Annotated in this window: 17 protein-coding genes; 12 read left to right on the plus strand and 5 right to left on the minus strand. The window is 69.6% G+C overall.

The features are described 5' to 3' along the window. Positions 1-6: 6 nt before the first annotated feature. Complete coding sequence (locus OH768_RS46220; protein WP_406462873.1) at positions 7-1,173, minus strand: sugar ABC transporter substrate-binding protein; 1,167 nt, start codon at positions 1,171-1,173, stop codon at positions 7-9. A gap of 896 nt (positions 1,174-2,069) precedes the next feature. On the opposite strand from OH768_RS46220, the gene OH768_RS46225 reads away from it, so the two are divergent. The 3 genes from OH768_RS46225 (at position 2,070) to OH768_RS46235 (ending at position 5,771) form a co-directional block, all read left to right on the plus strand. Next, positions 2,070-2,981: a LysR family transcriptional regulator gene (locus OH768_RS46225; protein WP_406462875.1), complete on the plus strand. Its 912-nt coding sequence runs from the start codon at positions 2,070-2,072 to the stop codon at positions 2,979-2,981. Positions 2,982-3,117: 136 nt separating this feature from the next. Continuing rightward, on the plus strand, positions 3,118-4,248 hold the full coding sequence (locus OH768_RS46230) for an MBL fold metallo-hydrolase (protein WP_406462877.1): 1,131 nt from the start codon (positions 3,118-3,120) through the stop codon (positions 4,246-4,248). A gap of 161 nt (positions 4,249-4,409) precedes the next feature. Then, positions 4,410-5,771, plus strand: coding sequence for an aminomethyl transferase family protein (locus tag OH768_RS46235; protein WP_406462878.1), 1,362 nt, complete (start codon positions 4,410-4,412; stop codon positions 5,769-5,771). Between the two features lie 414 nt (positions 5,772-6,185). Here the strand turns inward: OH768_RS46235 and OH768_RS46240 are convergent, their stop codons facing one another. Beyond that, on the minus strand, positions 6,186-7,433 hold the full coding sequence (locus OH768_RS46240) for a M20 family metallo-hydrolase (RefSeq protein WP_406462879.1): 1,248 nt from the start codon (positions 7,431-7,433) through the stop codon (positions 6,186-6,188). A gap of 52 nt (positions 7,434-7,485) precedes the next feature. Further along, a complete protein-coding gene (locus tag OH768_RS46245; RefSeq protein WP_406462881.1) occupies positions 7,486-9,165 on the minus strand; it encodes a thiamine pyrophosphate-dependent enzyme in 1,680 nt (559 codons plus the stop codon). 359 nt (positions 9,166-9,524) lie between these two features. Here OH768_RS46245 and OH768_RS46250 point away from each other — a divergent pair, with 359 nt between their 5' ends. The 6 genes from OH768_RS46250 (at position 9,525) to OH768_RS46275 (ending at position 15,741) form a co-directional block, all read left to right on the plus strand. Next, positions 9,525-10,886, plus strand: coding sequence for an MFS transporter (locus OH768_RS46250; RefSeq protein ID WP_406462883.1), 1,362 nt, complete (start codon positions 9,525-9,527; stop codon positions 10,884-10,886). Then, the gene (locus OH768_RS46255; protein WP_406462884.1) at positions 10,883-11,290 is read left to right on the plus strand and encodes a RidA family protein; all 408 of its coding nucleotides are present in this window, start codon (positions 10,883-10,885) and stop codon (positions 11,288-11,290) included. Before OH768_RS46250 ends, OH768_RS46255 begins: the two co-directional genes overlap by 4 nt. Then, entirely contained in the window at positions 11,287-11,937 is a 651-nt protein-coding gene (locus tag OH768_RS46260) for an RraA family protein (RefSeq protein ID WP_406462886.1), read from the plus strand. The genes OH768_RS46255 and OH768_RS46260 overlap by 4 nt, the downstream gene beginning before the upstream one ends. Before the next feature lie 39 nt (positions 11,938-11,976). Further along, positions 11,977-13,350, plus strand: coding sequence for an NAD-dependent succinate-semialdehyde dehydrogenase (locus tag OH768_RS46265; RefSeq protein ID WP_406462888.1), 1,374 nt, complete (start codon positions 11,977-11,979; stop codon positions 13,348-13,350). Between the two features lie 44 nt (positions 13,351-13,394). Further along, positions 13,395-14,585, plus strand: a complete 1,191-nt coding sequence (locus OH768_RS46270) for a PucR family transcriptional regulator (RefSeq protein ID WP_406462889.1) — start codon at positions 13,395-13,397, stop codon at positions 14,583-14,585. 253 nt (positions 14,586-14,838) lie between these two features. Continuing rightward, positions 14,839-15,741, plus strand: coding sequence for a hypothetical protein (locus tag OH768_RS46275; RefSeq protein WP_406462890.1), 903 nt, complete (start codon positions 14,839-14,841; stop codon positions 15,739-15,741). A 73-nt stretch (positions 15,742-15,814) separates the two neighbouring features. On the opposite strand, the gene OH768_RS46280 is transcribed toward OH768_RS46275, so the two are convergent. Together OH768_RS46280 and OH768_RS46285 are read right to left on the minus strand one after the other, a co-directional pair. Further along, entirely contained in the window at positions 15,815-16,768 is a 954-nt protein-coding gene (locus OH768_RS46280) for a sugar phosphate isomerase/epimerase family protein (RefSeq protein WP_406462892.1), read from the minus strand. A gap of 218 nt (positions 16,769-16,986) precedes the next feature. Beyond that, on the minus strand, positions 16,987-18,174 hold the full coding sequence (locus tag OH768_RS46285) for a Gfo/Idh/MocA family protein (protein ID WP_406462893.1): 1,188 nt from the start codon (positions 18,172-18,174) through the stop codon (positions 16,987-16,989). Between the two features lie 162 nt (positions 18,175-18,336). Here OH768_RS46285 and OH768_RS46290 point away from each other — a divergent pair, with 162 nt between their 5' ends. From OH768_RS46290 to OH768_RS46300, 3 genes are all read left to right on the plus strand, one after another. After that, positions 18,337-19,575 carry an ROK family protein gene (locus OH768_RS46290; RefSeq protein ID WP_406462895.1) on the plus strand — a complete coding sequence of 413 codons (1,239 nt, stop codon included), beginning with the start codon at positions 18,337-18,339 and terminating at the stop codon, positions 19,573-19,575. Positions 19,576-19,708: 133 nt separating this feature from the next. Continuing rightward, positions 19,709-20,827: a Gfo/Idh/MocA family protein gene (locus OH768_RS46295; protein ID WP_406462897.1), complete on the plus strand. Its 1,119-nt coding sequence runs from the start codon at positions 19,709-19,711 to the stop codon at positions 20,825-20,827. 76 nt (positions 20,828-20,903) lie between these two features. Next, positions 20,904-22,235, plus strand: coding sequence for an ABC transporter substrate-binding protein (locus tag OH768_RS46300; RefSeq protein WP_406462899.1), 1,332 nt, complete (start codon positions 20,904-20,906; stop codon positions 22,233-22,235). Positions 22,236-22,245: the final 10 nt, after the last annotated feature.

Here is a 22,245-nt window from a genome sequence, read left to right on the forward strand (position 1 = left end):
CGTTCGTCACCCGATGCCCCAGAGCTTGGCGAAGTCCGCCTGGAAGGAACCGTCGCCGAACCACTCACCCGAGGCCTGGGCCGGGGCCGTCACCTTGATGCTGTCGATGTTCTGCTTGGTGAACAGCCGCATGGGCTGGGCTTCGTCGATGGGCCCGGACTTGGTCATCATGCGCAGGAGTTCGTCGGTCACGCCGAAGCCCATGTAAAGCTGGTCCGCGGCTACGACTGCCTTGACCGAACCGGTCTTGATCAGGCCCAGTCCGTTCACCGAACCGGCCGCAGTGGACACGGAGATGCGCGAAGAACGCCCCGACTGCTGGACGCCCTGGAGGGTGGCCTGGAGGCTGTCCTCGAACTCGGTGTAGTAGTAGTCGGCACTCGGGTTGCTCAGGACGTTGGAACTCGCCTTCGAGGCCAGCAGGGCCGGCGTCGAGGCGGTGATCTCCTTGACCGTGACCTTGCAGCCGGGGCAGTACTTCTTGTAGATCGGCAGCGAGTCGGCCACCATCTTGATGGCTGTGGGGCTGTCGGCATTCTGCGCGATGATCAGATTGGCCTTGCCCTTGGAGTCGGCGATGATCCACCAGGCCATCGCGGAGGCCTGAGAACTCGCACCCGGCACATAGCTCACCTCGTTGCTGTTCTCGACTCCGGCCGGTGGGTTCTGGTCCGCGATGACGATCGGGATGCCCTTGGCCTTCGCGGCGTCGAGGGCGTTCTGCGCCATGCCGTAAGGGATCGCGTCCAGGATGATCCCGGCCGCGTCCGCGGTGATCGCCTGCTGGACGCAGGAGGCGATCGCGGTCGGCTGGGCCTTGCCGTCGCACACCTGCTGCGAGAGGCCGGCCTTGGAGAGCGCCTGCTTCGTCGACCCGGCCGTGGCGACGAAGGCGGGGACCTGTTGGACGATCGGGATGTAAAAGACCTTGCGGCCCTTGAACTTGTCCACGCCCGGCACACTCGCGGTGGGGACGGGGTAGGTCTTGGCGACGGCCTGCAGGGCCGCCACGTTCTTCTCGGCCGTGGCAAGCCCCGATGCGGAACTGTCCTTGCCCGATGTGGTGGAGCCGGAACCGGAGTTGGAGCCGGGGCTGCCGCATCCTGCCAGCACCGCCGACGCGGCGAGCACAGCCGTGCACGAGGCCAGCCACCTTTTTCTGATAAGCGTCATTGCTTATGCCTCCATGGCCGAGCGTCCGTACTGTCTTGAGCGGACGCTGGTGGTGTCTGGAACCGCCCACCGTCACTGCGCGGGCGGAGAAGATACGAGAGGAGCAGCGGGTTCGGGCCCTGGTCCGCGGCTTGCGCCGCGGCGGCACCTCACACGTGAGCCAGATCGGGAAGCGGGCCGTGGCTTGGTGCGGCCGCCGAGGCGTCCTCGTCCACGTACCGCTCGTTGATCACAAAGACCGCGAACTGATTCGGATCGCGCGGTCGTCCGGTAGTCGAAGATTCCCGGCTCGGAGCCACGATGACGCCGAGCCCTTCGACGGCTCATTCCTCCGCGTCCGAACCGAGTGCTGCGCAGCGATCACGATCTGCATCGTCAATCCCTGCCTGCTGCAAAGGCCCAGTTCGCGGACCAATTCCCGTCAATGGCCGAAAGTGTGTGCATGTCGGCAGGCACGCGGAAGCGCATCGGCAACAAGTTAAGTTTGCGAGTCGCGCACGGGCCGCGGACTCCCCAGGGGCTTGTGGCGAGGCTGCCGGGGAGTCCGAAGCGCCGTCCGCGCGTGCGTAAGCCGGAAGCCGGTTGTTCGTTGGTTGCCGCGGATGTGATCCGACTCGTTCCTGGGCGAGTTCCCTTGGTCCGCCTCGCGCCCCGTGAGCCGGCCTCAGTCGAAGCCCGCAGCTCAGGCCTCGCGGTCGCGAGTGGGTTCTGTTACCTTCACTAGATCGATATAGTGAGGGTAGGCGTGTTGGCCGATGTGACCCCGACGGTCTTCCGCTCTGTCATCGTGCGCCGTCCAGGTTCGCCGCCTGCGAGATGGCTCCGCCCAACTGCATCGCCCCATGTTCGACGCGGCCCGGAGGGACACCGGTGCCGTGGACGACCGGAGGACCGCCATGGACCGTCTGCTTCTCATGCGTTGTTTCGTCATCGTTGCCGATCTCGGCAGTTTCAGCGGCGCGGCCAAAGCGCTGGGGTCGTCGGGATCACTCGTGTCCCGGCATGTCGCCGAGCTGGAGCGGCAGGTCGGCGTCCGGCTGGTCAACCGCACGGCCCGCTCGGTGAGCCTGACCGAACCCGGCCTGCGGTACGCCGAGTTCGCCTCCCGCATCATCAAGGAGATCGAGGCCGAGGACTCCAACATCGCGGATCTGCACGATCGGGCCGAGGGCGCGCTCAGCATCATCTGCCCGAAGTGGATCGGGAGCCTGGACCTCGGGGACGCCATCGCCGCGTTCTCCGCCGCGCACCCGAAGATCCAGATCCGGTTCGAGCTGGGAGGCATGTCCGACCGGACGTACGACTTCCTCGACGGCGGTTTCGACCTGGCGTTCCACACCCGGGACCTCAGGGACTCCAACGTCCGGCTGAAGAAGATCGCCTCCCTGCCCTTCGTCCTGTGTGCGTCGAAGACGTACATCGACGAACACGGCCCCCTGACACACCCCAACGACCTGGCCGCCCACGACTGCCTGGTGCACGTCAACGACCCGGTCTGGCGCATCGGGCACGGCCCCACCTCCACGCTGCACAAGATCCGCAACGTCGCCTTCTCGTCCAACTCCTACATCGCCCTGCAGAAGGCGGCCGTCCACGGTCGCGGCATCGCCCTGCTGCCGCAACGGTCCGCCTACGACGATCTCGTATCCGGGGCCCTGCAGGTCCAGCTGCCCCACCTGGCGGCACCCGACCGGCCGCTCTACGCGATCCACGGGCCCGGGCCGGGAACCCAGCGCAAGATCACGGTCTTCCTGGACTACCTCGCTCAGTGGTTCGCGGAGAACCCGATTCCCACGATCGGCCGTTGACGTCCGCCGACACGTGCGCGGAGCGAAATCTTATAGTTCGTCACGGGAACTCATATTTTGTACCGACTGATGGACAGCCGTGCTCGGTGTGGCCACTGTGGCAACGCGAATCGAGCCGCGAAGGAGCTGTCACGTCATGTGCGAACCCCTGGGTGAACCGACGTCCCGCCGGACGATGCTGGGCGCGATGGCGGCGTCAGCCGCTGCCGCCGTCGCCGTACCACTGCTCGGCGCCGAGCAGGCCGCGGCGGCGACGAACACCGGATCCGCGCCCTCCGGAACGGGCCTGTCCCTGACGCTACTTGGCACCAACGGCGGGCCACCGCCCCTGGCCACCCGTTACGGCATCTCGTCGGCGCTGACGGTGAACGACAGAACGTATGTCGTCGACTGCGGACGCGGAGCGGTGACCCAGTATCTGCGCGCCGGACTGTCGATGCCCTCGCTGGCCGGGATCTTCCTGACCCACCTGCACGCCGACCACGTCGTCGACTACTACTCGTTCCCGCTGCTGTCGGCGGGCGCCTCGGGCGCGCAGGGCTTCCAGAGCCCGATCGAGGTCTACGGCCCCGGCCCCGCCGGTATCGCCTCGACCATCGCCGGCGCCCCCGGAGCCGTGCCCGGCACCGTCGAGATGACGAAACTGGCCGGTCAGGCGTACGCGGCATCGCCGACCTTCTTCATGACCGAGCACGCCGGCATCGACCCGGCGACCATGCTCAACGTCCACGACGTACTGCCGCCGTCGGGCGCCGGCGCCTCGGCGACGGACACCGCGCCGGCCATGGCGCCGTTCACCGTCATGGAGAACGACGACATGAAGGTCACCGCCGTCCTGGTCCCGCACGGCGCGGTATTCCCCGCCTACGCCTACCGCTTCGACACCGACCACGGCAGCGTCGTCTTCTCCGGCGACACCGCACCGACCCCGAACATCATCACGCTCGCAGCGCACGCGGACGTCCTGGTGCACGAGGCCCTCTACCCAGCGGGGCTCGCGAGCCTGGGCCTGCCCCAAGCGCTGATCGACCACATCACCTCGACCCACACGGACGTGGCCCAACTCGGCCGGATCGCCGCCGAGTCGGACGCGGGAACGCTGGTCGCCACCCACCTCGGCCCGGGCCAGCAGACCGTGGTCTCCGACGCGACCTGGCGACGGCTGCTCCGCGACAGCGCCCGGCGGGCGAACTTCGGCGGGTCGATGGTGCTGGGCACCGACCTGCTGCATCTGCCGGTACGACGGCGCGGGCCCCGCCGGTCCTGACCGGTCCGGCACCGTGCAGAAGTTCCGCATTGCTTGCACCGCGCGACCGATCAACGGTGCGTCACGACTCTCGCCTCGTTCGGTACCGTCTGTTAGCTTCAACTTAATCGATCTAGCGCCGGGGCGACGCCCTGGACGATGCCCAGTCGATGGAGTGTGAAATGGACTTGGTCGCACAGCAGCGCAGTACCTACGAAGCAGTCCTCCGGCTGAACGACGCACCGTTCATCACCGAGCGGCCGGCGATGTTCAGCCCGGCCGCCGCGGCCCAGGACGAGGGCAACAGCCGGGGCACCTTCGGCCGCTTCGCGCAGATCCTGCTCCCCGAGGAGTACTCGGACTGGGCCGAGGAGAGCGCCGCCCATGTCGGCTCGTGCTACGTCGGCGACTGGACCTCACTGCACAAGATGAAGGTGCACGGCCCGCAGGCACTCGCGTTCCTGAGCCGGCTGGGGATGCGGGACCTGTCCCGTTTCGAGACCGGGCAGATCAAGCACCATGTGCAGCTCGACGAGAACGGCTGGGTCGCGTCCGAGGGCGTGCTGTGCCGGCTCGGCCCCGAGGAGTTCGTCTACACCGCGGGCAGTTGCGACTGGCTGCTGTGGCAACTGGGCCAGGGCGGTTGGGACGCGGCGGCGACCGACATCAGTCCCGACGTGTTCATCTTCGGCGTGCAGGGGCCGGCATCCCTTGCGGCTCTGGAGAAGCTGACGGGGGACGATCTGCGCGACATCGGCTTCAGTCGCAGCAGGATGTCGCGGGTCGGCGGGGTCCCGGTGCGAGTCCTGCGCACCGGGATCTCGGGTGAGCTCGGATACGAGCTGCACGGGCCGACCGAGCACGCCAACGAGATCTGGGCGGCGGTCGTGGCGAGCGGGCAGGACGTCGGCATCCGTCAACTCGGCTTCCGTGCCCAGCCTGTTCAGCACATCGAGGCCGGGATCGCGACCAACGGTCTTGACTATCTGCCGGCGTCGATCCTCACACCGGGTGCGCCGAGACAGTTCCGCAAGGGCACGCCCAGCGGCAGCTTCGTCCCGACGGGCGGGGTGACCGACTACTTCCGCAAGCCGGGCGAACTGGGCTGGGGGTTCCGCAAGAGCGTTCCCGACCGCGACTTCATCGGCCGGGACGCACTCGTCCGGGACGCCGAAAGTGGCGTACCCGCACGGCAGTTGGTCGGTCTGCGCTGGAACGAGCAGGACGTTGCCGGCATCCTCACCTCGCTCCTGAGCGAGGCCGAGCTGCCCGACCAGATGGAGATCCCCCGCTCCCGCGGTCCCCACTTCGACCAGGTACTGGTGTCGGGCACCCCGGTGGGCGTGGCCACGGGCCGGACCGTAAGCCCGACCCTGCGGGCGATGATCTCCCTGTGCGTACTCGACCCCGCACACACGACACCCGGCACGGAGGTCGCCGTCCTCTGGGGCCGACCGGGCACCCCGCAGCGCGAGATCCGGGCGACAGTCACCACGCTGCCGTTCAAGCCGGACAACCGGCGAACCGACGTCAACGCACTGTGACCGCCCCACCTCGGTCTACGATTTCCGCCGTCCCTCTCCATCACTCGCACGGACCGGTCAAGGCGGCGCTGTGCGGCGGGAGTTGGCGGCGCACATCAGATTGAGCCGCGCGTTCACGTGACGTGTGGTCACAGCGGTGAGCCCAAGAAGAGACCAGCGATGATCTTGAAGCTCAAGTGCCCCGCTTACCTATGGCAGCGGACAGTGGCCCCCGGCGCTTTGACCGAGAGCTGCCATGGTGTCGCGCACGTGTAGCGGCTTCGGGCCAGTCGAGGCGCCTGGGTCCATGCTCTCGGTCGGCTGCCTGTCGACGATGTCGGCGTTGATGTGCACGCCGAGGTCAGTGAGTTGGCGAACGGGCGGTCGGCGGCCTCCTCGCACTCTAGGGGCGTGATCCTCCTGATGCCCTACGGGTCACCGTGTGTCGTCCAGGGCGCCAAACATGAGCTGGTGGACCACCTCGGTCAGCAGATCGGTGCCCGCGCTGATGTCGTGGTCGTCCGTCAACTCGCCCTCATTGTGGGAGATTCCCTCGACGCTGGGCACGAACAGCATGATCGACGGCGCGACGTCCTTCATGTTGAGCGAGTCGTGGCCGGCGATGGTCATCATGGTCTGGTGGCTGAGCCCCAGTTCGTCGGCGACTCGGGTGGCGAGTTCGACGCCGGCCGCCGGGAACGGTGCCACGCCCCAACCATGCGTCTGTACCTGCTCGATGGAGACCGACGCGCGCTCCTCGATGCCTGGGATCGACTCGGCCAGCTTCTTGGCCGCCGCGTCGAGCAGGGCTTCGTCGGGCGAGCGCAGGTCGACGTGCATGCGCACCTCGCGGGCCACCACGACAGGGGAGTTGGGCTCGACGGTCACCTCGCTGACCGAGGTGTGCAACGGCAAGTCCGTGCTCTGCTCGGCCAGTTCACGCACCGCCACGACGAGGAGCGAGGCACCGAAGAGGGCGTCGCGCCGGTCCGCCATGATTGTGGATCCGGTGTGCGACTGCTCGCCGCGCACCACCACCTGGTACTTGCGTGCCGCCCACGTGGCGTCCACCAGGCCGATGGTGAGCCCCTTGTTCTCCAGGTCGCGGCCCTGCTCGATGTGGATCTCGGCGTACGCCGCCACGTCCGGTCCGGGGTAGTCGCCGATCGTGCCGATCTCGCGGAGGGCGGTCTCGACCGTGGTGCCCGCGGGATCGGTCGTCGCGAGGGCGGTGCCGGCGGGCAGCTTCCCGGTGAACACGGCGCTGCCCATCATGCTCGGCTTGAAGCGGGAGCCTTCCTCGTTGAACCAGTTGACCACCGCCACGTTGTACTTCGGTGCGGCGTCGGAGTCGCCGTACTGCCGCACGGCCCGGTGTGCGGCGTGCGCCGAGGCCAGTACGCCGTACGCCCCGTCGTAACGGCCGCCGAGCGGCTGGCTGTCCAGGTGGGAGCCGGTGAGGACGTACGGCGCTCCGGGCGTGACGGTGAAGAGACCGAACTGGTTGCCGACGCCGTCGTAGCGGACCTCGGCGCCACGGGCGGTGAGCCACTGGTGGAGCCAGGCACGCTGTTCTCCGTCGGCGGCGGTGGCGGCCTGGCGGTCGACTCCGCCGGCGGGGGTGGCGCCGAAGGCGGAGAGGGTCGCGAAGTCCTTCAAGAGGGTGGCGTCGGGGGTGCTCATGATCACGTCCTGTCGGGTGATGGAAGGGGAGGAGCTTGAGGGGACCAGGGGCTCAGGCGGCGGTCGCCGGTGCGCGGACCGTCGGGTCCTGGATCAGGTGCAGTACGGCCGGGAGTCCGCTCGCGCGGGCGCGGCGGAACGCCTCGCGGAAGTCGCGGTGCGAGGTCACCGTCTCGCCGTATGCGCCGTACGAGCGCGCCCATGCGGCGAAGTCCGGGTTGGTGAGCCGGGTGCCGGACGGGCGGCCGGGGTAGGCGCCTTCCTGGTGTTCGCGGATCGTCGCGTAGCAGCCGTTGTCGACGACCAGGGCGACGAAGACGGCGCCATGGCCCACGGCGGTGGCCAGTTCCTGGCCGTTCATCAGGAAGCAGCCGTCGCCCGCGACCGACACGACCTCGCGTCCCGGGAAGACCAGCGAGGCGGCGACGGCGGCCGGTATGCCCATGCCCATGGCGCCGTTGCGGGGGGCGACGAGGGAGGCCGGGGTGCGGTGCGGAAGGTGACGGGCCGGCCAGAGGGCGTGGTTTCCGGCGCCGTAGGTGATGACGGTGTCGGGGGTGAGTTCCTCGCGCAGCACGCTCATGACCGAGGTGAGGTCGACGTAGGTGTCGTCGTCCGGGGCCGTCGGTTCGGGTGAGGGAGTGGAGAAGTGCGTGTGTGCTTCCCCGGCCGCCTTGAACCATGCGACGTCGGCATCCGGTGACGCGGGTGTGGTGACGAGGTCGAGGACGAAGGTGGGTGCGTGGGCCGAGACGAACTGGTCGATACGCCCGCTGTGGCCCTGTGCGTTGCCGGGGAGGACGAGCACCGTCTCCGAGTCGAGGCCGCGGGTGTATCCGTCGCTGAGCACGTCGCCGCGAGGGGCGCCGAGGAAGACGGTGAGGTCTGCCTCGTCCAGCAGTCGGGCGGCGTGGTCGCCGCGGCCGTAGCCGAGTGAACCGGCGTAGGCACCCGTGCCTTGGGGGTCGTGGGGGACGGCGTCGTAGGCGCGGAAGTCGGCGAGGACGGGGATCGAGTGCCGGGTCGCCCAGCGCATGAGTTCCTGGCCGCTCTCGGCGGTCCAGCCCTCGCCCCCTACGACGACCAGCGGGCGGCGCGCGTGCTCGAACCGCCGCACCAGTTCCTTGAGTTCGGCTTCGGCGGCGCGGGGCCTGGGCACCGCGAGCGGCTGCACCGGGCGGGAGGGGCCCGCAGGCAGGGTGAGGATGTCCTCGGGAAGGCCGATCACCACGGGACCCTGCCGACCGCTCCGCGCCACGTGGACGCTCTCCGCGACGACACGGGCGGCAGCGGTCGGGTCGTCCAGCATGACGACCTTCTTCGCCGTGCTGCCGAACCACCCGGTGAGGTCGAACTCCTGGAAGGACTCCCGGCCCCGGTCGGGCACCGGGACCAGGCCGACGAAGAGGAGCATCGGGGTCGCGTCCTGGTACGCGGTGTGGACGGCGATGAAGGCGTTCGCGGCGCCCGGACCCCGGGTGACCATCGCGACCCCGGGCAGCCCCGTCAGCCTGCCCTCGGCCAACGCCATGAAGCCCGCGCCGCCCTCGTGCCGGGTGACGACCGTCGAGATCGGCGAGTCGTGCAGACCGTCGAGGACGTCGAGGAAGGACTCGCCGGGGACGCCGTACACCCGCCGCACGCCTTCGCGCTCCAGCTGCGCGACGAGCAGATGGCCGGCGGAGAGGGGGCGCTCGGAGGGCTCGGGAGACTCGGGTGCGACGTTCGCCATCGGGTGTGTGTTCCTTCTCTTGAGGCCGCGGTTGCCCGGTCAGTGTTGCTTTCGGGGCGGCCGGAAACACGGGTCAAAGGCCCTCGGATACGGGCTTCGAAGTGTGCAGATGAACAGAACCGGGCAGGCGGTCGACGTCCGTGCCCTGAGTGTTCTTCTGCTCGGCCCCACGTCCGTAACAAGAAGTTTTCATCCGGACCTCGAAGCGCGACGTGGCGCATTGGTCATCTGCACAGTCGGCGGCCCGTGGCGGTGTGCTTCTGCTCCTTGTGGCCGGTGAAGGGGTCGATGCACGGTGGGCCGACCCGATGGCGCCCGCACAGTCCCCAAACGCTTCCTCTGCTCAGACCGGAGTCCCCATGACCGCTCCCGCCTCCCCGCCGATCCCCGACAGCCGGCTCGACGCGACGAAGATGCGCAGGATCTCCCTCGCCAGCATGGTCGGCACCACGGTCGAGTGGTACGACCTGTTCCTGTTCGGCACCGCCTCCGCGCTGGTGTTCGGCAAGGTGTTCTTCCCCGAGTTCGACGGTGCCGTCGGCACGATCCTGTCGTTCCTGACCTTTGCCTCCGCCTATCTGGCGCGCATGGTGGGGGCCGTGCTCTTCGGTCACTTCGGGGACCGGCTCGGCCGCAAGTCCATGCTGCTGATCTCCCTGACGGCGATGGGCGTGGCCACCTTCGCCATCGGCCTCGTCCCCGGCTACGGCACCCTCGGCGTGGCCGCGCCCCTGCTGCTGCTCGGCCTCCGGGTGATCCAGGGCCTCGCGCTCGGCGGCGAGTGGGGCGGTGCCGTACTGATGACCGTCGAGCACGCGCCGGCCGATCGACGCGGGTTCTTCGGCTCCATGGTCCAGATCGGCGTGCCGATCGGGACGCTGCTCGCCAACGGGGCGTTCCTGCTGGTGGCCTCCACCACGAGCGACGACGCGCTGTACTCGTGGGGCTGGCGGATCCCCTTCCTCGCCTCGGCGCTCCTGGTCGGCATCGGCGTGTACATCCGGCTCCACATCGAGGAGACGCCTTCCTTCAAGGCCGTCCGCGACGAAGGGGCCAAGGCGAAGATCCCGTTCGTCGCCCTCATGCGCCGGTACTGGCGCCAGGTGCTGCTGGGCGGTATCGCGACGCTGTCCACGGGATCGACCTTCACCCTGATGGTGGCCTCCGGCGTGAGCTACGGCACCAACGACCTCGGACACTCCAAGAACCTGATGCTGTGGGCGGTCATGGTGTCCTGCGCCGTCGCCTTCGTGGCCATCCCGTACTTCGGGCGACTGTCCGACCGGGTCGGCCGCAAGCCCGTCATCTACGCGGGCATCGCGGCGGAGGCTGTCCTCGCCTTCCCGTTCTTCTGGCTGCTGGACACCGGTTCGGCGCCCCTGGTCTTCGTCGCCTATGCGCTGATGATGCTCGCCTTCTCCGCCAACTACGGCCCGATCGCGACCTTCCTCGCCGAACTCTTCGGCACCCACGTGCGCTACTCGGGCCTCTCGGTCGCCTACATGCTGTCGGGCCTGCTCGGGTCCGCGGCGACGCCCGCCATCACCGCGTGGCTGCTGACGGCCACCGGGAACAGTTCCTCGATCGCCTGGTACGTCCTCGGCGCGGCGACCCTGTCCCTGCTGGCCCTGTTCCTGCTCGCCGAGACCCGGTTCGGGGACATCGACGAGCCGGGCGTGGCATCCCGGTCCGCGGGCCGCCCGATCGGGGCCGTCGCATGAGCAGCGGCACGAGCGTCAGCGGGATCACGCGGATCGACTCGCCGCCGGGCGTCCCCGCCGCCGTAGGCCCCTATGTCCAGGCGACGTCCGCAGGCGGCTTCGTCTTCACCACCGGCCAGATCCCCGCCGCCCCGGGAGCGTCGACCGGCACTTTCGAGGACGACGTGCACGCGACCCTGCGCAACCTCGAAGCCGTCCTCCACGCGGCGGGCTCCGACCTCGACCACGTCGTCAAGGTCAACACCTATCTCAGCTCACCGGACCAACTCGCGCCCTACAACAAGGTCTACGAGACGTACTTCGCCGAGCGCCGGGCGGCGCGGACGACGGTGTGCGTGGGGCTGTGGGGCGTGTCCCTGGAGATCGACTGCGTCGCGGTGGTCCGGACGGAGGCGGAGCGGTGAGCGTCACGGCAACAGGTCAAGTAGCCCCCGGGCAAGCGGAGTTGCTGGAGCGCCTCACGCATGTCGACCTCCCCACCCTCGGCCACCTGCTCGAAGACGGCTTCGTCGACCCGGCCGTACGACGGCTCGGGCAGCCGCGCCGGATGGCCGGTACGGCCGCCACGCTCGCCCTCGACGCTCCGGACGCCACGGCCGTGAACCGCGCGCTCGTCGCGCTGCGCCCCGGTGAGGTGCTGGTCGTCGACATGCGCGGTGACCACACCCACGCGCCGATCGGCGCCGTCACGGTCGCGGCGGCGCGAGCGCGAGGGGCCGCGGGCATCCTCGTCGACGGCGTGGTGACCGACGTGGACGCGCTCACGGATCCGCACTCCGGCCTGCCGGTTCACGCCCGGGGCACCAGCTGCCTGACCACCAAGCGGCTGGACGGCGAAGGCGGGAAGCACCAGGTGCCCGTGCACATCGGCGGCGTCCGTGTCGCACCGGGCGACATCGTCCTCGGCGACGCCAACGGAGTGATCGCCCTGCCGCCGGGCGCGCTGGCCGCCGTAGTACGGCAGGCGGAGTTGTCGGACGCGGCCGAGCCGGAACTCCTCACGCGGATCCGGGCGGGCGAGGACCTGCGGACGCTCCTCCACCTCGGCTGATCCACCTCGGCTCCGCGAAGGAAGGAAGACGGAAGACACATGACGGAATACAAGATCGTCGACCCGGCCACGAACAGGCTCGTGCGGCGGTATCCGACGTCGGACGACGCCACGGTCGACCGCGCGGTCGAGGCGGCGGCAGCGGAGTTCGCCGACTGGCGCCGACGCCCGGTCAAGGAGCGCGCCGAACTCGTCCTCGCCGTGTCCCGGGAGTTCGAGAAGCGGCGCGAGGAACTGGCCGCGATCATCACGCGCGAGATGGGCAAGACCACCCGCGAGGCACTGGGTGAGGTGGACCTGTCGGCCGCGATCTTCGCGTACTACGCGGAGCGCGGCCCGGACTTCGCCGCCGACCAGCGGCTCGACATCCGCGGCGGCGACGACGTGGTCGTACGGTCCGAACCGCTCGGCGTGCTCCTCGGCGTCATGCCGTGGAACTACCCGTACTACCAGGTGGCCCGCTTCGCGGCGCCCAACCTCGTCCTCGGCAACACGATCGTCCTCAAGCACGCCCCGAACTGCCCCGAGTCGGCGCAGGCGATCGAGGACATGATGCGGGCGGCCGGACTGCCGGCCGGTGCGTACGTCAATGTGTACGCCACCAACGAGCAGGTCGCCCGTGTCATCGCGGACCCGCGGGTCCAGGGTGTGTCGCTGACGGGCTCGGAGCGGGCCGGGCGTGCGGTGGGCGAGGTCGCGGGCCGCCACCTCAAGAAGTACGTCCTCGAACTAGGCGGCTCCGACCCCTTCGTCGTCCTGCCCGACGCCGACCTGGAGGCCGCGGTCGGCGCGGCCGTCGAGGGCCGGATGGGCAACGCGGGCCAGGCGTGCACCGCTTCGAAGCGGTTCATCGTCGTCGACTCTGTCTACGACCGGTTCCTGGACGCCTTCACCGGCGCGGTGCGGGCCCTGGCCGTCGGGGACCCCACCGACGACGGCGTTTCCTTCGGACCCCTCTCCTCCGAGGCGGCCGCCCGGACCGTGATCGCGCAGGTGGATGACGCGGTGGCGAAGGGCGCGACGGCGGTGACCGGAGGCAAGCGGCCGGCCCGTGAGGGAGCTTTCGTCGAACCGACCGTCCTCACCGGCGTCACCCCCGGCATGCGCGCGTACCGGGAGGAGATCTTCGGTCCGGTCGCTGTCGTCCACCGCGTCCCCGACACCGCGACGGCGATCCGCCTCGCCAACGACACGCCGTACGGCCTGGGCAGTGTCGTGTTCAGCCGCGACATCGAGGCGGCGAAGGCCGTCGCCGACGCGCTCGACGTCGGCATGGTCTCGATCAACGGCCCCTCCGGAACCCAGGAGGACCTGCCCTTCGGCGGGGTCAAGCTCTCCGGTGTGGGACGGGAGCTGGGTGCGTACGGCATGAGCGAGTTCGTCAACCGGAAGGTCATCCGCGTACGGGGCTGAGCCCGTTGCTGCCGGGCGAGGAGGAGCAGGCCAGGATGGAGCACATGCACACTCCGCCCTCGCCCTCGGCGCTGCCCCCGCCGGACCCACATGTCGTCGCGCTGGCACGCCAGTGCCTGGAGGAGATCGACAGCCTGGTCGACGAATGGGCCGAGTACGTGGGGCCGCTGCGCGCCTCCTACTCGGAGCTGGTCTCTCCGCAGGACTTCCGCGACAGTGCCTGGCAGGCGTTCGAGGTGCTGCTGCGCACCGTGGCGCGGCTTCCGGTGCCGGAACACATCGCCGGTGTCTCCGAGCGGGTCGGCGAACAGCGGGCGCGGCAGGGCGTTCCGCTGGACGCGCTGTTGCAGGCCGCCCGCGTGGACTTCCGGGTCGTGTGGGCCGCGCTGGTCCGGCGCGCGGGTGACGAGGGCAGGGCACAGTTGGTCAACTCCGCCTACTACGTGTGGGAGGCGGTCGAGCACCACGTCACCGGCATCATGACCGCCTATCAGCGCACCGTGCTGGAGATGGGGCGGCGGACGGAGGACGAGCGGCGGCTGTGGTTCAGTCGGCTCCTGGACAGCGACGGCCGCAACCCCACCGTGGTGCAGGACGCGGCACGGGCGCTCGGGTTCCAGGTGTCCGGACACTTCCTGTGCGCGGTCACCCCCGGAGGCGGCGAAGCCTCCCTGCGCGGAGTCGCCAACGCACTCCGGAACCTCGGTGCCCCGCTGCAACAACAGGCGGTCGCCTCGGACATGGTCCTGGTCGTCCAGTTGAGCCCCCGGCTGACCCGGGACGCGGTGCTGGCACAGCTTCAGGGGACGCCGTGCGGTGTCTCCTCGGAGGTGACCGGGCTGACCGAGGTGCCCCGTGCGGTGACGCTGGCGATCGCCACAGCCCGTGTGCTCCCGCCCGACGCCACCGAACCGCATCGCCTGGAGGACAGCTGGCTCGACGTGCTGGTCCATCGGGCCGGGGACCTCGGCCGGGATCTGGCGGCCGATGTGTTCGGCGGCCTGCACGCGGGAGCTCCTCCGGCGGAGGTGGACCGGCTCCTGGAGACCGTCCAGACGCACCTGTCGGGCAGCGGCTCCGTCGCCGACACGGCCGCCGCCCTGTACTGCCACCGCAACACCATCCAGCAACGGCTCAACCGCTTCGCCGAACTCACCGGCCGCGACCCCAGGCGCCCCGAGGACGCGGCCCTGGTGGTCCTGGCCCTCAGCGCGAATCGTCTGCCGCTGATGTGACGCGGGTCCAGGTACCTCCGACCGACGTGTCGGCGGGGTGCAAAATCAGGCCATGAAGAGTTGATTTACCTGGTGGAAGGGGCTGCCGAATCAACTCCCGGGTGCGCAGTGTGGGTCGCGCAAGCGCTGAGCGAGCACCCGGAACCTGGAGATCAGAGCCCTGCCCAACCCAGATGTCACGGAGCCCCCCACACGGGGAACGCATCCGCATACCGCCGCCGTACCGACCCGCGGCCCCGGAGGTTCCCGTCATGTGAAGCACACGATCGCGTCCACCGTGACCGCCGCCTTGCTGGCGTTGATCGCCACCCTCTTCGGCCCCCTGGCCACCGCCCAGGCGCAGACCTACCCCTGCCCTGGCGGTCCCTCCTCGGGTGCGTCCTCCTCCGGGTCCAACTGCCCCACCCTGCACAACCGGGACATCGTGGCGGAGGCGGCCATGCCGGCCACCCTGTACCGGGGCGACTCGCGCGCCCCGATCGCCGACAACAACCAGGGCATCTTCAACACCGGCTTCTGGTCCCGGGGCACCAACTCCGACATCGTGTCCCACGTCCAGGGCGATCGCTCCCTGAACAGCGAGTACATCTCGACCTCGGGCACGCAGGACGTCGCCGACGACTTCGCGCGCAGCCAGGGCGTGAACAACCTGGCCAACATCGCCCTGAACAACCAGTGCTCCACGGGCCGGCTCGTCGCCTACGCGATCCTTCCGGGCATCGGCCCTTACCTCATGGAACGCTGCCTCCGCGGCACAATCACCGCCCGTACGTTCGTCTACACGATCGACCCGGCGTACGCGCGCAACGCGCTGTACGTCCCCGACCAGATCCGCAGCAACACGGACCTCTACAACCACTACCGCACGCAGAACGAGTGGGCGTACGTCCGGCACATCCCGAACTGGGCGATCACCGGCGCCCGCATCTATACGATGACCGCCCGGTACAACCGCGGCCTGTTCGTGCCGTCCACGATCACGTTCCACTACGACCAGTTCGTGGCCAACCCCCACCACGCCCAGACCCGCATCACCTACGACCCGGCCACCGACCGCGGCGCCGACTGGAACTACGGCACAGCCCTCAACTCGCCCACCGCGAACGGCTACTCACGCGGGTGCAGCTCGATCACCATGTGCCGGAACGGCAGCTGAGCGACGGCTCTCCGTCCGGCGGCGGGGTGGTCCACGGTGACCCATGGACCACCCCGCCGCCGGACGGGTTTATTCAGGAGGTGGGGATGTCCCGTTGCACGACTGTCTCCTCACCGATGAGCGGTCGCAGTGTCCGGTGGGCGATGCGCAGGCCCTGCTTCACCTTGTCCTCGGTTCCGGACCAGACGGGATCCTCGTGTTCCACGGAGACGGTGCCCGTGTAACCGAGTTCGTGGAAGCGGTCGACGACCCGGCGCCAGTCCACCTCGCCCAGACCGGGCACCCGGTAGCGCCACCACCCCATCTCCCAGGGGTTGTCGCCCTTGTGCACGGTCCCGAAGAAGCCGAACCGGTCGCGCTTGGCGGGGAAGAGCTCGACGTCCTTGGCCTGGGTGTGGACGATCCGGTCGATGTACGGCTCGATCGTCGTGAGGGGGTCGACGCCGATCCAAGTGAGGTGCGAGGGATCCCAGTTGAGGTAGAAGCCGAGCCCGAACATCCACTCCCACAGCTCGGGGGAGTAGGCGAGGTTGCCCGGATAGCCGTCGGGGTGCCAGCCCTCCATCACACAGTTCTCGATCACGATCTTGACGCCGCGATCCGCCGCGTAGCCGACCAACTCGGGGAGGATCTTCTCGCCCTCGCGCAGGTTCTCCACGACGGAGAGCCCCGGATCGCGTCCGATGAACGTGCCGACCGACTCCACGCCGAGCCGTGCCGCCACGTCGATCACGTGCCGGAGATGGGTTCTGATCGCTTCCCGGGTCGCGGGGTCGGGATGCAGGTTGTTCTCGTAGTAGGCGAGAGAGCTGATCTCCAGGCCGGTGCGGCGCAGAAGTTCGCGGGTCGCGTCCTCGTCGGCCGCCGAGAAGGTCGCCACGGGGAGGTGGGACGCCTCGAAGTCGCGGCCGCCGGTGTTCGGCCACACCGCGACTTCGAGGGTCTGGTAGCCCTCGGCCGCGGCCCAGTCGGCGATCTCGGCGAGCGACAGGGAGGGGAGACAGGCGGTCAGGAATCCGAGCTTCATGGCGCGGCTCCTTCGGTGGGAGGGATGGGGGAGGGCGGCCGGGGCGAGGAGTCGCACGCGTCGGTCGGTCGAGGTCTGTGGTTCGCGCGGCCGGCTGGTCGAGGACAGCGGTCCACGCGCGCCGGCCGGCCGAGGGCCGTAGTCCGCGCGCACCGGCCAGTCGGGGATCGTGGTTCATGCGCGCTGATCAGCCGGGGACCGTCGTTCATGCGTGCCGCCTATCCAGGAACCGACGTCCACGCACGCCGGTCCGCCGAGGCCAGGACCGCGTCCACGAGGTGCGCGGACCGTACACCGTCGAGCACGGTGGGCAGCCCCTCCGGTGCCTCGCCGCGCAGAGCCGCGTAGGTGTCCTTGACGAAGTTCTCGAAGCACTCCAGATAGCCCTGGGCATGTCCGGCGGGTACGAGTGAGAGCCGGGCCGCCTCACGGGTGTTGGACGTCGGATCGCGGACCAGGGTCTCGGTGCGGTTGCCGTAGCCGAGCCACAGGGACTCGGGCAGTTCCTGGTCGAAGACGGCGCTGGCGTCCGCGCCGTCGAGTTCGAACCACAGCCGGTTCTTCCGGCCGGCCGAGACCTGCGAGACGGTCGCGGAGACCAGGACCCCGTCGGTCGTCCGCCCAAGCACGCCGACCGCGTCCTCCGTGGTGACCGGGACCCGTACCGACCCGGCGAGCGGCGCACCGGAGAACGTGGGACCCCCGGCGTCGAGCCGTTCGGCCACCGTCGTGGCGGTCTCGGCCAGTACCTCGGAGATCCGGACCCCGGCCACCCACTCCACCAGGTCGAACCAGTGCGAGCCGATGTCGGCGAAGGCTCTCGACGGGCCGCCGGCCACCGGGTCCACCCGCCAACTGGTGCTCTCCGGCGGGAGCAACCAGTCCTGGAGATACGAGCCGTGCAGCAGCTGCCAGGGGCCGAAGTCGCCGGCCGCGACCCGGGCCCGCAGCTCGCGGACCATGGGGTGATAGCGGTAGACGAAGGGCACGGTGGCGATCAGGCCCGAGGCCGTGGCGGTGTCGGCGAGCAACCGGGCGTCGGCCGCCGAAGTGGCGATCGGCTTCTCGCAGACGACGTGCTTGCCCGCGAGCAGCGCGTCGCGCGCCTGGGCGACGTGGAGGTGGTTGGGCGTGCAGATGTGGACCACGTCGACGCGGTCGTCGTTCAGGACGGCGTGGACGTCCGGATAGCCGACGTCGAGCTGCCAGTCGTGTGCGACCGCCCGGCTCCGCTCGGGCGAGGAGGCCAGGACGCCGACCACGTCGGCGCCGGCCGCGCGTGCGCTGCGGACATGGACTCCCGCGATCATGCCCGCGCCGAGGACGGCGACCCGTGGGCGCGGCCTGCGGGGGTGTCGTACGGGGGTTTCGGTGACGCGTGTGGTGTGCCCAGTCGGGGCAGCCATGCAAGATCCTTTCGGCACGTGCCGTACGGGAACTCGCTGTTCCGGTCTCATCCAGGGCCAACAGTAAGAGGCATACTTCTGTCAGGAAAGCCCTTTGAATATTGTCGTTTCTGGAATATTAATCGTCCGTTGGTGTCGTCGGCCGTTCCATGGGGAGTGAACGTGGCAGCACGACTGGGCGCACCGGGCAGCGGCTCGCGCCGTCATCCCGACGCGGTGCGCAGTCAGATAGCCCGGCTGATCGCGGCCGGCGAGGCGGCGCATCGCCTGGACCTGTCCCGGCTGACCGGGCTCTCGCGGTCCTCGATCCACACGCACGTACAGGACCTGGTGGACGCGGGGCTGTTGCACGGGGAGGACGCCGGCGGCGGGGGAAGAGGCAGGCCGGCACTGCGGCTGAGCCTCGCGGGGGACGCGGGTGTCGTGCTCATCGCCGACCTCACCACCTTCTCGACGCGCTGCCTGGTGACCGACCTGACCCAGCGGGTGCTCGCCGACACGGTCGTCCCCTGGCCGCTCGCCGAGGGCCCGGAGCGCACCGTGAACCTGCTGGTGGAGCAGTTCGCCGACCTGCTCGAACAGGCGAAGGTCCCGGCGGACCGGCCCCGCGTCCTGGTCGTCGGACTGCCGGGTCCGGTGGACGTGGCGCGTGGCATGGCCGTCCGCCCGCCGATCATGCCGGGCTGGGACGGCTTCCCGGTGGCCGAGCGGCTCGGGGGTGAGCTCGGCTGTCCCGTCCTGGTGGACAACGACGTCAACCTGATGGCGCTCGGTGAGGCGCGGACGGTGCCGCCCGAGCAGTTGCCCGTGCTGTTCGTGACCGTCGGCGCCGGTATCGGCGCCGGGTTCGTGCTCGCCGACGGGACACTGCACCGGGGCGCCGACGGCGCGGCCGGAGACATCGGGCACATCCGTGTCCCCGGCGCCGAGGAGGTGGTGTGCCGGTGCGGAAAGGCCGGCTGCGTCGAGGCGGTGGCGTCCACAGCGGCGCTCGCCCGGCGCCTGGTGGCGACCGGTGAACCGCGCCTCGACGTGGCGGAGGACGGTGCCGCGATGCGGGACTTCCTGGCACGGCTGCGCGACGGCCTGCCGGACGCGCTGCACGCGGTGCGCGCCGCCGGGGTCACGCTGGGCGAGGTGATCGCCCTGTGCATCCACATGCTGAACCCCCGGCACGTCGTGGTCGGCGGCGAGATCGTCGAGGCCAGCGACGACCTGCTCTCCGCGGTGCGGGGCGTGGTGTACCGGCAGGCCCTGCCACTCGCCACCCGTGAACTGTCCATCACCCGCAGCGAGTTGGGCCGGGACGCAGCGATGGTCGGTGCCATGGTGCTGGGCATCGAGCACCTGCTCTCGCCGGCCGGGATCGGGCGCTTCCTGGGGCCGCGCACCACCCACTGAGCCGGGCGGTCCGCCCAGCGAACCGGCGGCCTTTACTGCCTCTCACCGTCGCCACTAGCTTCCATCGTGTCTCGCACGTCCGGTCTCATCCACCGGCGGACTCGCTCCGCTCGACCGCGACCTGGGAGACACGGTGAATGGATCAACCCCTCGTGCACGCATCGGCGTCGTCGGCGCCGGCATGGTCTTCGACGCCTACGCCCGGGGCCTCAACTGGTACGGCGACCTGCCGATCATCAGGATCGCCGACATCGACGTCGGCAGGGCCCGCGCCAAGGCCGAGCTCCACGGCATCCCCGCGTACGGCACGCCCGCCGAGCTCTACGCCGACCCGGACGTCGACGTCGTCGTCAACATCACGCCTCCCGTGGCCCATTGGGAGGTGACGCGAGACGCGCTCGCGGCCGGCAAGCACGTCTACAGCGAGAAGCCCCTCGCCGCGACGGTCACACTGGCCCGCGAGAACCTGGCGCAGGCCAAGGCGGCCGGGCGCGTCCTGGCCGGCGCCCCCGACACGTTCCTCGGCACGGCGGGCCAGACGGCGCGCGCCGCCATCGACGGCGGCCTGATCGGCACGCCCTTCGCCGCCACGTCCTTCGTCCGCTCGTCCAAGGTCGAGGCCAAGCACCCCAACCCCGGCTTCTTCTTCCAGCCCGGCGGCGGCCCGACCCTCGACTGGGGCCCCTACCACGTGGCCGCCCTGGTCAACCTGCTCGGACCCGTCGCCGAAGTCGTCGGCACCAGCACGATCCCGAGCCCCCGGATCACCGTGACCACCCCGGACCGCGTCGTCGACGAGGTCGAGGTCACCGTCCCCACGACCGTCGCCGCCATCCTCCGCACGACCTCCGGCGCGATCGTCTCCACCCTCTACAGCTTCGACATCTGGGACATGACCCTGCCCCACATCGAGGTCTACGGCACCGAGGGCACCCTGAACATCCCCGACCCGAACCGCCACGACGCCCCGGTCCTCATCAAGCGACGTACGGACACGGACTGGTCCGAACTCCCGCCGGTCATCGCTCCCACCCGCGCTCCGGAAGCCGGCCCGTTCCGCGGCCACGGCGTGAACGACCTCGTCGAGTCCCTGCACGGTCAACCGCTGCGTGTCCCGGGCGAGTTCGCCCTGCACGTGCTCGAAGTGCTGGAAGCCATCGAGCAGTCGACGTTCGCCGCCGGAGCCCGTGCCATCACCAGCCGGGCCGAGCGGCCCGCGCCCGCGGCCCTCCCGCAGTCCGTCTCCGCCTGAACCCCCCGGCCCCGCACGCCGGCACCGAACCCGTGCACCACCCCCATCGATCTCGCACGTCCTGAGAGGAAATCCCATGCAGCGCAGAACCCGTGCAGTCGCGCTCGCGGCTGCGGCGATGCTGGCAGGCGCCGGTGTCACAGCGTGCGGCGGCGGCTCCACCTCCGCCTCCGGTGACAAGACCATCACCTACTGGGCGACCAACCAGAGCACCAGCCTGGACGCGGACAAGAAGGTCCTCCAGCCGGAGATCGACAAGTTCACCCAACAGACCGGCGTGAAGGTCAAGTTGGAGGTCATCCCCTCCGCCGACCTGCTCAACCGCATCCTCGCGGCGACGACCAGCGGCAAGGGCCCCGACGTACTGAACATCGGCAACACCTGGTCCGCGTCACTCCAGGCGACCGGCGCCTTCGTCGCGTGGGACAAGGAGTTGATGGCCAAGGTCGGCGGCGAATCGCGCTTCCTGCCCGCGGCGTTGAAGTCCACGGGCGCCACCGGCAAGGACCCGGCGAGCCTGCCGCTCTACACCAGTTCGTACGAACTCTTCTACAACAAGAAGCTGTTCAAGGCCGCGAACATCACCTCACCGCCGAAGACGTGGAGCGAGTTCGTCGCCGACGGACACAAGCTCACCAAGGACACCAACAACGACGGCAAGACCGACCAGTGGGGTCTTGGCCTGCAGGGCGCCTCGTCCTCGTTCGCCGCGCACTTCGCGTTCATTCTCGGCACCCAGCACGGAGCCAAGGTCTTCAGCGGCCACACCCCGAAGTTCGACGACACGGGGATGGTCGACGGGATCGACCAGTGGCTGTCCTGGATCGGCAAGGACGGCATCGTCAACCCGTCCGACGCCGAGATGACCGACAAGGTCGCCCTCCTGCAGAACTTCGCCTCCGGCAAGGCCGGGATGATCCTCGCCCAGTCGTCGACCGGCAAGACCCTGGGCCAGTACAAGCTGACGACGGCCGACTACGGCGTCGTCCCGGTACCGGCCCAGGACCCGGCGGTCGCGGGCGGCAAGGACATCGGCTCGTTCGTCGGCGGCATCAACGTGGCGGTCTTCAAGAACACCGGGAACCTCGACGGCTCCACCCAGTTCGTGAAGTTCCTGACCAGCGCCAAGGAGCAGGTGTACCTCAACAAGACCTACGGGACGCTGCCCTCGGTCACCGACGCCAAGGACCCGGCGTTCGACACCCCGACTCTCGCTGTGGCCCGCGAAACTCTCAGCTCCCGAGCCGTGCCGCTGCCGCAGATCGCCGAGGAATCGCAGTTCGAGACCCTGGTCGGCCAGGCGATGAGCTCCTTCGCCGCGCAGACCGCGACCGGAAAGCAGCCCGGCAAGGCCAGGATCAAGAGCGAGATGACCGCGGCCGACCAGAAGCTCGAAGCCGGCAGCTAGGAGCAGGACG

This window comes from Streptomyces sp. NBC_01622, assembly GCF_045209635.1.
Taxonomy (GTDB): domain Bacteria; phylum Actinomycetota; class Actinomycetes; order Streptomycetales; family Streptomycetaceae; genus Streptomyces.

Excerpts from the sequence above, each read along its gene's own strand:
- OH768_RS46240 (WP_406462879.1), bottom strand. The coding sequence starts at position 7,433 with ATGAGCACCCCCGACGCCACCCTCTTGAAGGACTTCGCGACCCTCTCC.
- OH768_RS46245 (WP_406462881.1), bottom strand. The coding sequence starts at position 9,165 with ATGGCGAACGTCGCACCCGAGTCTCCCGAGCCCTCCGAGCGCCCCCTC.
- OH768_RS46280 (WP_406462892.1), bottom strand. The coding sequence starts at position 16,768 with ATGAAGCTCGGATTCCTGACCGCCTGTCTCCCCTCCCTGTCGCTCGCC.
- OH768_RS46235 (WP_406462878.1), top strand. The coding sequence starts at position 4,410 with ATGGACTTGGTCGCACAGCAGCGCAGTACCTACGAAGCAGTCCTCCGG.
- OH768_RS46255 (WP_406462884.1), top strand. The coding sequence starts at position 10,883 with ATGAGCAGCGGCACGAGCGTCAGCGGGATCACGCGGATCGACTCGCCG.
- OH768_RS46265 (WP_406462888.1), top strand. The coding sequence starts at position 11,977 with ATGACGGAATACAAGATCGTCGACCCGGCCACGAACAGGCTCGTGCGG.
- OH768_RS46250 (WP_406462883.1), top strand. The coding sequence starts at position 9,525 with ATGACCGCTCCCGCCTCCCCGCCGATCCCCGACAGCCGGCTCGACGCG.
- OH768_RS46220 (WP_406462873.1), bottom strand. The coding sequence starts at position 1,173 with ATGACGCTTATCAGAAAAAGGTGGCTGGCCTCGTGCACGGCTGTGCTC.
- OH768_RS46270 (WP_406462889.1), top strand. The coding sequence starts at position 13,395 with ATGCACACTCCGCCCTCGCCCTCGGCGCTGCCCCCGCCGGACCCACAT.
- OH768_RS46230 (WP_406462877.1), top strand. The coding sequence starts at position 3,118 with ATGTGCGAACCCCTGGGTGAACCGACGTCCCGCCGGACGATGCTGGGC.
- OH768_RS46285 (WP_406462893.1), bottom strand. The coding sequence starts at position 18,174 with ATGGCTGCCCCGACTGGGCACACCACACGCGTCACCGAAACCCCCGTA.
- OH768_RS46300 (WP_406462899.1), top strand. The coding sequence starts at position 20,904 with ATGCAGCGCAGAACCCGTGCAGTCGCGCTCGCGGCTGCGGCGATGCTG.
- OH768_RS46225 (WP_406462875.1), top strand. The coding sequence starts at position 2,070 with ATGGACCGTCTGCTTCTCATGCGTTGTTTCGTCATCGTTGCCGATCTC.